Annotated in this window: 9 protein-coding genes; 4 read left to right on the top strand and 5 right to left on the bottom strand. The window is 74.9% G+C overall.

Translation table 11 applies throughout. From position 1 onward, the window contains the following. Nucleotides 1–5: 5 nt before the first annotated feature. The 4 genes from sucC to ACZ6X9_RS04460 form a co-directional block, all read right to left on the bottom strand. Entirely contained in the window at nt 6–1,181 is a 1,176-nt protein-coding gene (sucC, locus tag ACZ6X9_RS04445; RefSeq protein ID WP_469776381.1) for an ADP-forming succinate--CoA ligase subunit beta, read from the bottom strand. Nucleotides 1,182–1,602: 421 nt separating this feature from the next. Then, the gene (locus ACZ6X9_RS04450; protein ID WP_469776382.1) at nt 1,603–2,844 is read right to left on the bottom strand and encodes a VWA domain-containing protein; all 1,242 of its coding nucleotides are present in this window, start codon (nt 2,842–2,844) and stop codon (nt 1,603–1,605) included. Then, nucleotides 2,820–5,213 carry a DUF5682 family protein gene (locus ACZ6X9_RS04455; protein WP_469776383.1) on the bottom strand — a complete coding sequence of 798 codons (2,394 nt, stop codon included), beginning with the start codon at nt 5,211–5,213 and terminating at the stop codon, nt 2,820–2,822. The genes ACZ6X9_RS04450 and ACZ6X9_RS04455 overlap by 25 nt, the downstream gene beginning before the upstream one ends. Further along, nucleotides 5,210–6,409, bottom strand: coding sequence for an ATP-binding protein (locus tag ACZ6X9_RS04460; protein WP_469776654.1), 1,200 nt, complete (start codon nt 6,407–6,409; stop codon nt 5,210–5,212). The genes ACZ6X9_RS04455 and ACZ6X9_RS04460 overlap by 4 nt, the downstream gene beginning before the upstream one ends. A 132-nt stretch (nt 6,410–6,541) precedes the next feature. Between ACZ6X9_RS04460 and ACZ6X9_RS04465 the strand changes: the two genes are divergently transcribed. Both ACZ6X9_RS04465 and ACZ6X9_RS04470 read left to right on the top strand, forming a co-directional pair. Then, nucleotides 6,542–7,891 (top strand): hypothetical protein, encoded by a 1,350-nt coding sequence (locus ACZ6X9_RS04465; RefSeq protein ID WP_469776384.1) that lies wholly within the window; start codon nt 6,542–6,544, stop codon nt 7,889–7,891. A gap of 157 nt (nt 7,892–8,048) precedes the next feature. Further along, the gene (locus ACZ6X9_RS04470) at nt 8,049–9,695 is read left to right on the top strand and encodes a DUF5691 domain-containing protein (protein WP_469776385.1); all 1,647 of its coding nucleotides are present in this window, start codon (nt 8,049–8,051) and stop codon (nt 9,693–9,695) included. A gap of 38 nt (nt 9,696–9,733) precedes the next feature. Here ACZ6X9_RS04470 and ACZ6X9_RS04475 read toward each other — a convergent pair whose 3' ends face one another. Further along, nucleotides 9,734–10,147 (bottom strand): cobalamin B12-binding domain-containing protein, encoded by a 414-nt coding sequence (locus ACZ6X9_RS04475; protein WP_469776386.1) that lies wholly within the window; start codon nt 10,145–10,147, stop codon nt 9,734–9,736. Between the two features lie 370 nt (nt 10,148–10,517). On the opposite strand from ACZ6X9_RS04475, the gene ACZ6X9_RS04480 reads away from it, so the two are divergent. Next, nucleotides 10,518–11,447 carry an esterase/lipase family protein gene (locus tag ACZ6X9_RS04480; RefSeq protein WP_469776387.1) on the top strand — a complete coding sequence of 310 codons (930 nt, stop codon included), beginning with the start codon at nt 10,518–10,520 and terminating at the stop codon, nt 11,445–11,447. Nucleotides 11,448–11,749: 302 nt separating this feature from the next. After that, nucleotides 11,750–13,360: a M23 family metallopeptidase gene (locus ACZ6X9_RS04485; protein WP_469776388.1), complete on the top strand. Its 1,611-nt coding sequence runs from the start codon at nt 11,750–11,752 to the stop codon at nt 13,358–13,360. Nucleotides 13,361–13,394: the final 34 nt, after the last annotated feature.

Here is a 13,394-nt window from a genome sequence, read left to right on the forward strand (position 1 = left end):
GTTCCTTACTTCGCAGCCAGCTCGGCGGCGCGCTCGGCGGCGCCGTCCATGGTGTCCACCTGCTGCACCAGCGGGTGGTCGGCGTCGTTCAGGATCTTGCGACCCAGCTCCGCGTTGTTGCCGTCGAGGCGCACGACCAGCGGCTTCTCGACCTTCTCGCCCTTGTCCTCAAGGAGCTTCAGGGCCTGGACGATGCCGTTGGCGACCGCGTCACAGGCGGTGATGCCACCGAAGACGTTGACGAAGACGGACTTGACGTCCGGGTCGCCGAGGATGATCTCGAGACCGTTGGCCATCACCTCGGCGGAGGCACCGCCACCGATGTCGAGGAAGTTGGCGGGCTTGACGCCACCGTGGTTCTCACCGGCGTAGGCGACGACGTCCAGGGTGCTCATGACGAGACCCGCGCCGTTGCCGATGATGCCGACCTGGCCGTCGAGCTTGACGTAGTTGAGGCCCTTGGCCTTGGCCGCGGCCTCCAGCGGGTCGGCGGCGGCCTTGTCCTCCAGCGCCTCGTGCTCCGGCTGGCGGAACGCGGCGTTGGCGTCCAGGGACACCTTGCCGTCGAGCGCGATGACGCGGCCGTCGGCGACCTTGGCGAGCGGGTTGACCTCGACGAGGAGGGCGTCCTCGGCGATGAAGGTCTTCCACAGGGTCACGAGGACGTCGGCGACCTGGTCGGCGACCTCGGCCGGGAACTTCGCCTGGGCGACGATCTCGCGGGCCTTCTCGATGGTGACGCCCTCGTTGGCGTCGACCGGCACCTTGGCGAGCTTCTCGGGGGTCGTCGCGGCGACCTCCTCGATGTCCATGCCGCCGGCGACGGACGCCATGGCGAGGAAGGTGCGGTTGGTGCGGTCGAGGAGGTACGAGACGTAGTACTCCTCGGCGATCTCCGGAGCGGTCTCGGCGATCATCACCTTGTGGACCGTGTGGCCCTTGATGTCCATGCCGAGGATGTCCGTCGCGCGAGCGACGGCCTCGTCCGGGGTGGCGGCCAGCTTGACGCCGCCGGCCTTGCCACGGCCGCCGACCTTCACCTGCGCCTTGACGACCGACTTGCCGCCAAGGCGCTCAGTCGCCGCGCGCGCCGCCTCAGGCGTGTCGATGACTTCACCGGCCAGCACCGGTACACCGTGCTTGGCGAAGAGGTCCCTCGCCTGGTACTCGAACAGGTCCACGCGCGTCCGTCCCTTTTCCATGGATATCGCGGTTCGTTGTCTGCGCGGGCGTGCCGCGGTGGCAGCGTGAGGACGCGATCTATGACGAGGGCGGCACACGTGCGCCGGATACGCGGCATGTCCGTCTCGCAGGTTATCCCCGAGGGCCGGAGGTCCCTAAATCGCAGATCACACTCCGGCCGTGATTACGCTCACAGATCGCATACGGACCCCGCACGCATCGCGACAGAGCGTACGCCGCCCGGCGCCGGCCCGCGGGTACGCGCCCACCCCGCGCCGGGCCGCCCTCGGTGCGGCCGGTCGGGCACCGCCCGGCCACCGCCTTCCCGCCGCGCTTCCTCCCGTTCCACCCCTCCCCTCCGCTCCCCCCTTCTCCCTCGGCCCTCTTCTCCCGTCCCCCCGGCGGGTGTTCCCGGCTCCGTCAGGCCCCCGTGTCCGGATCGGGGACGGGCAGGGGCCGCTGCTCCAGGGCCGCCGCCATCACCTCCGGGAAGTGGTCGGGGGTGCAGGCGAAGGCCGGCGCGCCGAGCGCGGCGAGGGCTGCCGCGTTCTCCCTGTCGTACGCCGGAGCGCCCTCGTCGGAGAGGGCCAACAGGGTGACGAACCGCACTCCCGCCGCCCGCATGGCCGCGACCCGTTCGAGCATCCCCTCCCGCACACCGCCCTCGTGAAGATCGCTGATCAGGACGACGACGGTGTCCGCCGGGCGGGTGATCGCGGCCTGGCAGTAGGACAACGCCCGGTTGATGTCGGTGCCCCCGCCGAGCCGGACGCCGAACAGCACGTCCACCGGATCGGCCAGCCGGTCGGTGAGGTCCACGACCGAGGTGTCGAAGGCGACCAGCCGGGTGTCGAGGGACCGCATCGAGGCCAGCACGGCGCCGAAGACGGAGGCGTGGACGACGGACGCCGCCATCGATCCCGACTGGTCGACGCAGAGGATCACCTCCTTCCGCACCGAGCGGGCCGCCCGGGCGTGACCGACGAGGCGTTCCGGTACGACCGTGCGGTACTCGGGCAGGTAGTTCCCGAGGTTGGCGCGTACGGTGCGGTTCCAGTCGATGTCCCGGTGGCGGGGCCGGGCGGACCGGGCCGAGCGGTCGAGCGCGCCGGTGAGCGTGGCGCGGGTGCGGGACGCCAGGCGCCGTTCCAGGTCCTCGACCACCTTGCGGACGACCTCGCGGGCGGTGGCCTTCGCCTCCTCGGGCATCGCCTTGCCGAGGGACAGCAGGGTGCCGACCAGGTGGACGTCCGGTTCGACCGCTTCCAGGAGCTCGGGTTCGAGGAGGAGTGCGGTCAGCCCGAGCCGGTCCAGGGCGTCCCGCTGCATCACCTGAACGACGGACGCCGGGAAGTACGACCTGATGTCCCCCAGCCAGCGCGCGACCTGGGGCGCGGAGGCTCCGAGGCCGCCGCTCCGCCGGCCGTCACCGGCGCGCGGCGCGCGGGCCTCCGCCCCGTAGAGCGCCCCCAGCGTCCGGTCGACGGCGGCGTCGCGGCCCGAGAGGGCCCGCCCGGTCCCGTCCGCACCGGCCTCCCCGCCCAGTACCAGCCGCCAGCGGCGCAGCCGCTCGTCGGCACCGTCCGAGGGAAGGGCCGCCGTGCGGGAGGCCAGAAGTGCGGGTGCCGCTTTCGGGATCACCGCGCCCCTCCCCCGGCGCATGCCGCCCTCGTGCGGTTTCCCCTCACTCTTGCTCCTCCCAACTCCTGTGACTCGGCAGCGGATTGCTCCTCCCCCGGCCCGGCCCCCTCCTCGTCGTCGTCCAGCCCCAGGAGCAGGCGCATCGTGGGCAGGACGGCCGCGGCGCGCCGCGGGTCCCAGTCCGGTGCGGTGCTCCGGCGTACCGGACCGGCGGCCGGGCCGGTTCTTATCCGTTCGCCGATCGCTCGGCGGAGAGCCGGCTCGTATCCCGCGAAGGTGCGGCGGAGCAGGGGCAGGATGTCGGCGAACGCGTCGGTTGGGATGCCGGTGAGCCAGGTGTCGACCAGGGCGAGCAGCCGCTCGTCGTGCAGGAGCAGCAACCCGCCGCCGGGCTCGGCGCCGCCGGTGAAACCTTCGATCCAGGCGGCCGCGTCGGCGGGTGCCACGGCGGGTGAGAGGGCGCGGCCCAGCAGGAGCGCGACCCGGTCGGCGGTCAGCCCGCCTTCGTCGAGCAGGAGCCGGGCCGCCCGGCCGCGGATTTCTCCGGGGAGGTGTTCGCGCTCGGCGAGGACGGTGAGGACCGACCTCCAGCGGCCGGCGACGCCGGGGCGTTCCAGCAGGGCCACCGCCCGGTGCACGGCGTCCACATGCGCTCTCGTCGCCCGCGCGGCGTCGCGGTCGAGCCCGGCGCAGGCGGCCGGGAGTCCGACGAAGACACGGTCGGCGAGGCCGGCCGCCACGTCGTCGAGAGCCGCGGTGTCCGTGCGGCGCACGTCTCCGTAGCGCGCCGAACGGACCAGTGCGGGAAGGGCTTCGGCGAGGCGGCCGACGTCCGTGTCGAGGGCGGCCCGGTCGGCGAGGGCGCCAAGGACGGCGGGGAGCGCGGCCGGCAGCGCGGCGAGCAGGCACCGTTCCGCCAGGGTGGTGAGATCGGCGAGGGTGCCGGCCTCGTGTGCGGCGGCCTCCGCGCGGGCGGTCGCGGCGGCTTCGACGGTCGTGCCCCAGACGCCGGCTTCGGCGAGCCGGACGACCAGTTCGGGCTGCCAGGACAGGCGCCACGCCTCGCGGAAGGTGCCGAGGCCGGCGCGTGAGGGCAGGGGTTCGCCCCAGTCGACGGCGAGGAGCCGGAGGCGGTGCAGCAACCGGCTGCGTTCGGCGTCGGTGTCCTTGCGGAGATCGAACTCCCTTGTCTTCACCCCTGCTTCGGGCTTGAGGCGGAGGGTGCGCTGGAGGCGGGCGAGGTCGCGTTGGAGGGGTGTGGCGGGCGCGCTGTCGGGGACTTCGCCGAGGTCGTCGCCGACGACGAGGCGGTCGCGCACGAGGGCGAGCGGCACGTCCGACCCCTCGCACATCACGGCGCGCACGGCGTCGGTGGTCTCGGCGAGGCCGGGGAGCGGCCGGCCGCGCAGGGCGGCGAGCGTGTCGGCGAGCCGGACGGACTCGATGACGTGCGCGGACGAGACGGGCCGGCCCTCGTCCCGCAGCAGCCGGGCGACCGTGGTCAGCCAGCGTTCGACCGGCCGGTCAGGGGCCGCGAACAGGTGGGCGTACCAGCCGGGCGAGGTGATCCCGGCGCCGTAACCACTGCTCCGGGCCAGGCGGCGGTGGGTCCAGGGCACCCAGGAGATCTCCGTCCTGACCTTCGGCAGCCCTTTGAGCGTCCGCCGGTCGGCGGTGGCGGGACGCCGGGCCGCCAGGGCGGGCACGTGCCAGGCGCCGCAGACGACGGCGACCTCGTCCCCGAACTCCTTGACGGCCTCGCGGAGCCGGAGCCGCATATGGGCCTCCCGTACGGCGTCATGGTCCGGATCCGGCGGCGCCTCGCCCCCCGGCGGCCCCTCCCCAGGCCCGGTGCGCAGCGCGGACATGGCGTCGGCGACGGCCCGGAAAGGGGCGAGGGGGTCGTCTTCGGGTCCGCCGTCGCCCGGCCGGCCGGTGCCGCGGTGCTCGACGGCGTCCTCCCACCAGCCTTCGGGGTCGTCGTGGCCCGCGGCGCCCGCGAGCAGCGCGAGCGGGTCGGGCGACGGCCCGCCGGAACCGTCCGGCCCGCCGGGGCCGGACGCTCCCCGCAGGGCGAGGGTGTGGGCCGCGGGCAGGTCGACGAACCGCACCTCGGCGTCGTGGGCGAGGGCCCAGCGGAGGGCGACCCACTCCGGCGAGAAGGCGGCGAACGGCCAGAACGCCGCCCGCCCGGGGTCGTCCGCGGCGTGCGCGAGCAGCGCGACCGGGGGCCGCATGCCGTCGTCCGCCGCGCACCGGACGATCGCGTCGGCCTCGGGCGGGCCCTCGACGAGCACCGCCCGGGGGCGGAGCCGTTCCAGGGCGGCGCGCACGGCCCGCGCGGAGCCGGGCCCGTGGTGGCGCACGCCCAGCAGGGCGGGCCCGTTCACGCCGACACCTCGCGGCAGGCGCGGTAGAAGTCCTGCCAGCCGTCCCGCTCGCGGACGACCGTCTCCAGGTACTCGTGCCAGACGGTGCGGTCCGACGCCGGGTCGCGGACGACCGCCCCGAGAACGCCGGCCGCGACATCACCGGCGCGCAGCACACCGTCGCCGAAGTGCGCGGCCAGCGCCAGGCCGCCGGTGACGACCGAGATCGCCTCGGCCGTGGAGAGCGTGCCGGACGGCGATTTGAGTCGGGTCCGGCCGTCGGCCGTCACCCCGTCGCGCAGTTCGCGGAAGACGGTGACCACCCGGCGGATCTCGTCAGCGCCGCTCGGGGCGGCGGGCAGGTCGAGGGAGCGGCCGATCTGGTCGACGCGCCGTACGACGATGTCCACCTCGTCCTCGTGGGTGGCGGGGAGCGGCAGGACCACGGTGTTGAAGCGGCGGCGCAGGGCGCTCGACAGCTCGTTGACGCCCCGGTCGCGGTCGTTGGCGGTGGCGATGAGGTTGAAGCCGCGCACGGCCTGGACCTCCTCGCCGAGCTCGGGGATGGGCAGGGTCTTCTCGGACAGCACCGTGATCAGCGAGTCCTGTACGTCGGCGGGGATGCGTGTCAGCTCCTCGACCCGGGCGGTCATGCCCTGGGCCATGGCGCGCATGACGGGGCCGGGCACGAGGGCGTCCCGGCTGGGCCCGTGTGCCAGCAGCCGGGCGTAGTCCCAGCCGTAGCGGACGGCCTCCTCGGGTGTGCCGGCCGTGCCCTGGACGAGGAGGGTGGAGTCCCCGCTGACCGCCGCGGCCAGGTGCTCGGACACCCAGGTCTTGGCGGTGCCGGGGACGCCGAGGAGCAGCAGCGCCCGGTCCGTGGCGAGCGTGGTGACAGCGACCTCGACGACCCGCCGCGGCCCCACGTACTTCGGGGTGATCACGGTGCCGCCGGGCAGCACCCCGCCGAGCAGATAGGTGGCGACGGCCCACGGTGACAGCCGCCACCGCTCCGGCCGGGGCCGGTCGTCCTCGGCCGCCAGGGCCGCCAGTTCGTCGGCGAACGCCGTTTCCGCGTGCGGCCGGAGGACCTCGGTGGCGACTGCCGGGCCGCCGGCCGTGCGGCGGGTGCCGACATGGGTGACGGGCGTGCCGGTGGTGACTTGGGTGTCGGTGGCGGCTGATGTGTCAGTGGGTGCGAAGCGGTTTCCGGACACGGTCACAAGTCCCCCTCGTCGTGCGTTCCGGGATGTGACACCACCCTGCACCACACCACTGACAATCACTCTCGGCGTCAACGAACGTGCAGGTCAGGGCAATTGTCAGTGGTGGGCCCTACCGTCGGGGACATGAATGCGCAGGGGGATCGCAGGACGGTGGACGAGGTGCCCGCGCCGGCACCCGGCTCCGCACCGGGCACGGCGGGCGGCAGGCCCGCGCCGCCGGGCTCGCGGCCGGGGACGGGAGCGCGCGCGGGCTTGCCGTGGGGGGAGCGCGGAGGCGGCGGCCGGACGTACCGGGCCGCCGCCGGCACACCGGACCCCGACCGGCCGGACCGCACGCGCGGTCGTCCGGGCCGGAAGGTGCCGTGCGGGCACGCGGTGGAGTCGGCGCCGCTCCGGGCTGCGGCCGGGGAGGCCGTCCGGCCGGACGAGGATCCGCCACCGCGGGCGGCCGAGTCGCGGGAGAGCCGCGGGAGGCGGCCGGACGCCCCGGCACCCGCACGCCGGCCCGCCGCGCCGGGAGCGGCCGACCGCCGGGCGGCGGAACGGGCGCGCCGGATGGCCCGGGGCGTCAAGGAGTCGGAGCGGTGGCTCGCCGATCTGGTGCACGGCGGCCTCGCCGGTTCCGGCGGGGGCGCGCGGGAGGAGTGGGAGCGGGCGGCCGCCCGCATGGTCGACGCCCAGGTGCCCGGTTTGGCGGCGCGGACACGGGAGTTGGCGGCCGGTCCCGCGTCGAGCCCCGACCGGGCCTCCCGGCTGCTGGAGGAGTGCGCGCTCCTGCACGCTCTGCACCGCGCCTACGCCCGCCTCGACCGGCTGCCCGCCGGGCTGGCCGCCACCGTGCGCGCCCGCGTGGGCGTCACCGTCGACTCGGCCGCCCTGCGGGCCTCCGCGCCGGCCGTCCGGGACGACTGGCTCGTCCTCTCCCAGGACGACACCGCCGACGACGGCACGCTCACCACCCGGCGCATCCGGCTCCACGGCAGGCGCACCGGCCGCGCGGCGCTGCTGCTGTCCTACGGAGCGGCCGGCCGGGCACCCGAACTGTCGCTGCCCGTCGGCTGCTCCCTCGACGCCGACCTGTTCTTCCACCCCGCCGCCGTGCCCCTGCGCGCCGTGCTCGGGACACGCCACGCCGACCCGGAGCCCGGCACCACGCCGCCACCGGGGGCGGGTGTGGAGGCCGCCCTCGCCGCCTATGGGGCGGTGCTGCGGGACGACCCGTGGCTGGAGGCGTGGCCGGTGGTTCTCGACGGGGTGGTCCCCGTCCCGGATCCCGGTCTCGGCCGCCGGCTGGCCGACGCGGACGGCGGGGCGGCGCTGCCCGTCGACGCGCGCCGCACCGACGAGGGGGGCTGGTGGCGGCTGGTGGCGGTGTCCGGGGGCCGGCCCGTGCGGGTCTTCGGCGAGTGCGGGTACCGCGGTTTCGCGCCGTTGGCCGTCTGGGGGCCCGAGCTGACTCCTCTGCGGCGGTGACCCTCCGGACCGGGCGGACGGTCGCGTGGCGGCGCCTTCGCGCCCGACCCCGCGTACGAATCTCCTTGCCTCCATTGCCTTTTCGCTTCCTCCCGGGCACCGAGGTGTGCTCGGCCACGCCCCGCTGTCTCCCGCCGTCCTCCGGGAAAGGTCACCCATGAACGCCCCGAACCACGAGGCTCCGCTCACGGACGTCCCCTGGGACGACCTCGTCGCCACCGCCCTCATCGGAACCGGGCGGCGCGCCGCCCCGGTCCGCCCGCGCCCCGGCCGGCACCCCGCCCTGGCCCTGCTGGACGCCGCCGCCCTGCACACCGTCCGGCGCCGGGCCGCCGCCCTGCCCGTCGCCCCGGGGAGACGCCCGGACCCCGCGCCCCCGGACCCCCGCCCGCCGCTGCCCGCGGCCGCCCGGCGACGGCTGGCGCTGCTCCTCGGCGAGCGGACCGGCGGGGACCGGCGCCGGGCGACGGCCCCCGACCTCGTCGAGCTGCTTCCCCAGTGGCTGACCGCCGCCAACGCGCACGGTTACCGCCCCCCGAACGCGCTGCTGCCCGGCCTTCTCGACGCCGCCCGGGCCCGCACCGACCTCCGCCACGAGGCGCTGGCCTTCGCCGGGCCCCGCGGCCTGTGGCTGGCCGGCCTCAATCCGCAGTGGGCGTACGCGCTCCGTGCCCACGCGTCGGGGCGGGCGCCCGTCCCCGGCGCGCCGGGCGCCGCGGACCCGGAGGAGCTACGGCGCCTCTGGCGGGAGGGGCTGTTCGCCGAACGTCTGGCCGCTCTCACGGCGGCGCGGCGGTACGACCCGGCGGCCGGTCGCGCGATGGTGGCCGCCACCTGGGCCACCGAACGGGCCGAGGACCGCCGGGCGTTCCTCGGAGCGCTGCGCGACGGGCTCTCCCCTGACGACGAGCCGTTCCTCGAGGCGGCCCTGTCCGACCGGGGCCGCTCCGTCCGCGCCCTGGCCGCCGAACTCCTCGGGAGCCTGCCCGGATCGGCCCTGACGGCCCGGATGGCCGCGCGCGCCCGTACCTGCGTCGCGCTCGACCGGGGCGTGGTCGTGGTGGAGGCTCCGCACGAGTGCGACGCCGGGATGCGGCGGGACGGCATCACGGCCAAGCCTCCGTCGGGGCGTGACGCGCGGTCGTGGTGGCTGAGCGGGATCCTGGAGGCGACGCCGCTGTCCGTCTGGCCGGCCCGACTGGGCGTCCCCGGTGCGGCAGGGGCGGTGGCCCTGCCGGTCGCCGACGGCCGGCGGCCCGACCTGCACGCGGCCTGGTGCCGTGCCGCCGTCCGGCAGCGGGACGTGGAATGGACGCGGGCCCTGCTCGGCCCCGCGACGGCACCCCCCGCCCCCGAGGATGCGCCGGGCCGCGATCCGGCGCGGCTGCTCACCGTCCTCCCGGCGGCCGAACGCGCCGAGTGGGTCGCGCGGTTCATCGCCACGTACGGGCTGTCGGACGCGTTCCGGCTGATCGGCGTGTGCGCGGTGCCCTGGGCGGAACCGCTCGGGCGGGCCGTGGTGGACGCCCTGGAGATCGCCCGGGACGCCGGCGGCTACCCATGGAGTTTCAGCGGCGTCATGGGGCTGGCCGAGCGCTGCCTCGATCCGGACCAGGCCGGCCGGCTGGCCGTGCCGGCCTGGTCGGACCACGCGGGCGGCCCGGAGAGCCCGGACGGCCAGGACGGTGATCCGTATGAGGACGCCGCCCCGCCCGGGGCCGGCGGTTACTGGGCGGAGGCGTTCCAGCGGCTGGCGGGAACGCTCCGGCTGCGCGCCACCATGCGGGCGGAGCTGGCGGGATGACGGGCGGCCGGCCGGCCCGCACGGCGGGGGCCGGCCCGTCAGGCCCCGGCGGACTGGCGGACGTTGGCGTTGACCCACTCGACGATCGACGTCGTCGTCGCCCCCGGAGTGAAGATCTCCGCCACGCCCAGCTCCTTGAGCGGCGGAATATCGGCCTCCGGGATGATCCCCCCGCCGAACACCTTGATGTCCTCGGCGTCGCGCTCCTTGAGCAGCTCGATCACCTTGGCGAACAGGGTGTTGTGCGCGCCGGACAGGATGGACAGGCCGATCGCGTCGGCGTCCTCCTGGATGGCGGTGTCGACGATCTGCTCGGGGGTCTGGTGAAGCCCGGTGTAGATGACCTCCATGCCGGCGTCCCGCAGCGCACGTGCGATGACCTTGGCCCCGCGATCGTGTCCGTCGAGCCCCGGCTTGGCCACCACCACACGGATCGGACCGGTCACTCCCATCACTGCCTCCATGTACGACTGCCGTCAGCCGGCCGCGAGGATCCCGTGCCGTGCGGGCCCGGGTGTGAACGAACGTTATCCACAGCATCCCGTACGCGGCCGTTTCGCGGTGCGGAGGGAGGGGGAAATCACACGTGGGACACCACGTTCGCCGCGGTCCGCACCCGCCTCCCGCCCACCACGCGCCGTACAGCCGCCCGGCCGTGGCACGGCGGATCGCGGAGAGGGCCGCGCAGGGGAGCCGCGACGGGGTCTGCCGCACCGCCGCCGACAGCCGCACGGCGGCGGTGGTCCGGCAGTCGGCGCACCGCTGCCCATGAGGGCACACGGGGGACAGGGCATCGGCCTGTGTGCCGTTCGGAGGTCGGCCATGGGGGCCTTGCCCGCCTTATCCCTTGTTTCCACGACACTCGTTCCCGGGAAGGCGTCGTCCGCCCCCGGGAACCCGTCAGCCACCGTTCCGGAGAACGCCGTTCACGGCTCCGCCGGCTCCGGCACCACCGGTTCCGCGCTGCCGCGTACCTCGGCCGCCCTGTTGCGGTCGACCGCGCTGGAGCTGGCCATCCTGGCCTGGCACGCGGCGCTGTACCCGACGGGTGTGGCCCAGGAGCGCCGCCCGCCACCCCTCGTCACGCCACCGCCGTACGGGGAGGCGGACGCCGCGGACAGCCGGGTTCCCGTGCTCCTCCTCCACGGATTCGCCGACAACCGTTCGGTCTTCGTCCTGCTGCGCCGTTCGCTGCTCCGCCACGGCTGGCGTCACGTGGGTTCCCTCAACCACTCGCTGCTCACCCGTGACATCCGCACCGCCGCCCGGGCGCTGAACCGGTACGCGGAGGAGTTCCGCGCCCGGACGGGTGCCGCACACATCGACATCGTCGGGCACAGCCTGGGCGGACTGGTCGCCCGCTACTACGTTCAGCGGCTGGGGGGTGACGCCCTGGTCCGCAGACTGGTCACGCTCGGCACTCCGCACGCGGGCACCCGGGTGGCCCCGCCGATGTCGGTGCACCCACTGGTGCGGCAGATGCGCCCGGGTTCCGACGTTCTCACGGAGCTGGCCGCGCCGGCCCCCGGCTGCCGGACGCGCTTCGTCGGCTTCTGGAGCGATCTGGACCAGGTGATGGTCCCGGTGGAGACGGCCCGGCTCGACCACCCGGACCTGGTGGCGCGGAACATCAGGGTCAGCGGGGTCGGCCACCTCGCCCTCCCGGTTCACCCGGCCGTGGTGGCGGGCGTGCGACAGGCGCTGGCGTCGTGGGACGAGGAAGACGGCCTCGGGCGGGCCTCCGTCGCGTGACGCGCGGCAAGCTTTCGTCGCGTGACGCGAGGCGTCCCTCCCGGATGACGCCCGGCGCCCCTTCGTGTGATGCGCGGAGGACGCCGGATGATGCCCGTCGACATCGCGGGCAACCTTCGATCCCACCCCACTTGCCCGATTAATGTCGAACGATTTTCGAACGTCAAAGCGACTCAGGCGCGTCCCGTCCACCAAAAGGCGGCTAAATGCCCAGGCTTCCGTCCCGCGAAACGTGAGGAAGATTGTGGCCGTCGCATACCGCCGGGTACAGTCGCCGCTACTTCTCCTGCTCCCGAGGCGAAATGGAAGTGGTGGTGAACGACCGTCACCCATCGGCGGCCCCGGATCCGTCCGTTCCCGCTCCCGATGCAGCATTCGGACACCACCCGTCCCCCCAGCAGTCCACCGCCTACGGCTGGACCGGACACGACACCGGCCAGTGGGACAACACCAACCAGTGGGGCAACTCCGGTCACACCCAGGTCTGGGACTTCAGCGCCTGCGACACCGGCGCGCAGCCCGACTGGGGACAGGCCCAGGACGGCACCTGGGCCACCGGTTCCGGCAGTGGTCCCGCCGGCCAGTGGCAGTGGGAGACGTCGGGTTCGGCCGGGTGGGGAAACCTTCCTGGTGACCACTGGAGCGTCGACACCTCGGGCCAGTGGGACACCGGGCACTCCGCCCAGTGGGACACCTCGGCCCAGTGGGACACCAACGGCCACGCCTCCCTGCCACAGACCCCGCAGGCCCCATACGTTCCGCATGCCCCGCAGCAGCCCGTCGACCACGCCATGACCCAGACCTGGGACACCTCGGCCTGGTCCCAGCCCGCCGATCCCTGGGCCGGCACCCACACGGCGGAGACGCAGACCTGGGACGCCCGCGCCTGGGCGGGCGCCGCCGACCCGGCACCGCCGCACGACCCGACGCTGATGGCCGTCCTCGCCGACCCCGCCGCGGTCTCCGCACCCCCGGCGCCGGTGACCGACGCCGACACGCGGACCATGCACGCCGTCTTCGCCCCCGACGACCTCGCCGGGAGCGACCTCACCTCGGACGGCCCCGCACCGGACGGCCACGCCGCGGAAGGCTCCGCCCCGGAAGGCCCCACCGCGGACGGTGGCGAGACCGGCGAGCCCGCCGGCGACCGCCCGGTCCGCAACCGGCGCAAGGGCGGCGCCCCCCGCTCCGGCTACCGGCCCCGCCGCAAGGCGCTCCTCACGGTGGCCGTGCCCTCGGTCGCCGTGATGGGTGTGGCAGGTGTGGCCGCCGCGACCGTCGCGTCCAACGGGGGCCACGAGGCACAGCAGACCCAGGCCGCGTCCGCCCCCGACACGTCCACCGTCAAGCTCTCCGCCGCCAACAGCAAGCTGGACACCCAGCTCGCCGGGCTGAGCCGGGGGGCGGACGACTTCGCCACCCGCGCCAACCGCACGCAGGAACGCATCGACCTGCGCCTGCGCCAGGAGGAGGAGCGCAAGCGGAAGGCCGAGGAGGCCGCCCGCAAGGAGGCCGAGCGGCCCAAGTTCGCGCTCCCCGTCGCCCAGCACGGGCTCAGCGCCTTCTACGGTCAGGCGGGCGTCAACTGGATGTCCGTGCACACCGGCATCGACTTCCCCGTCAGTTACGGCACCCCCGTCATGGCGGCCACCGACGGCACCGTCCGCACCCAGTACAACGTCGCCTACGGCAACATGGCCATAGTGACCTCGCCGGACGGGACCGAGACCTGGTACTGCCACCTCAGCAGCACCCGGGTGCGGTCCGGGCAGGTCAAGGCGGGTGACGTGATCGCCTATTCCGGCAACTCGGGCAACTCCACCGGTCCGCACCTGCACTTCGAGGTGCGTCCCGGCGGCTCGGCCGTCGACCCGCTGCCGTGGCTGCGGGCCCACGACCTCGACCCCACGTGATCCGGCCGGACGGCGGGACGGGCCGTCGGCCGGT

This window comes from Streptomyces sp. NPDC052910 (assembly GCF_055585605.1).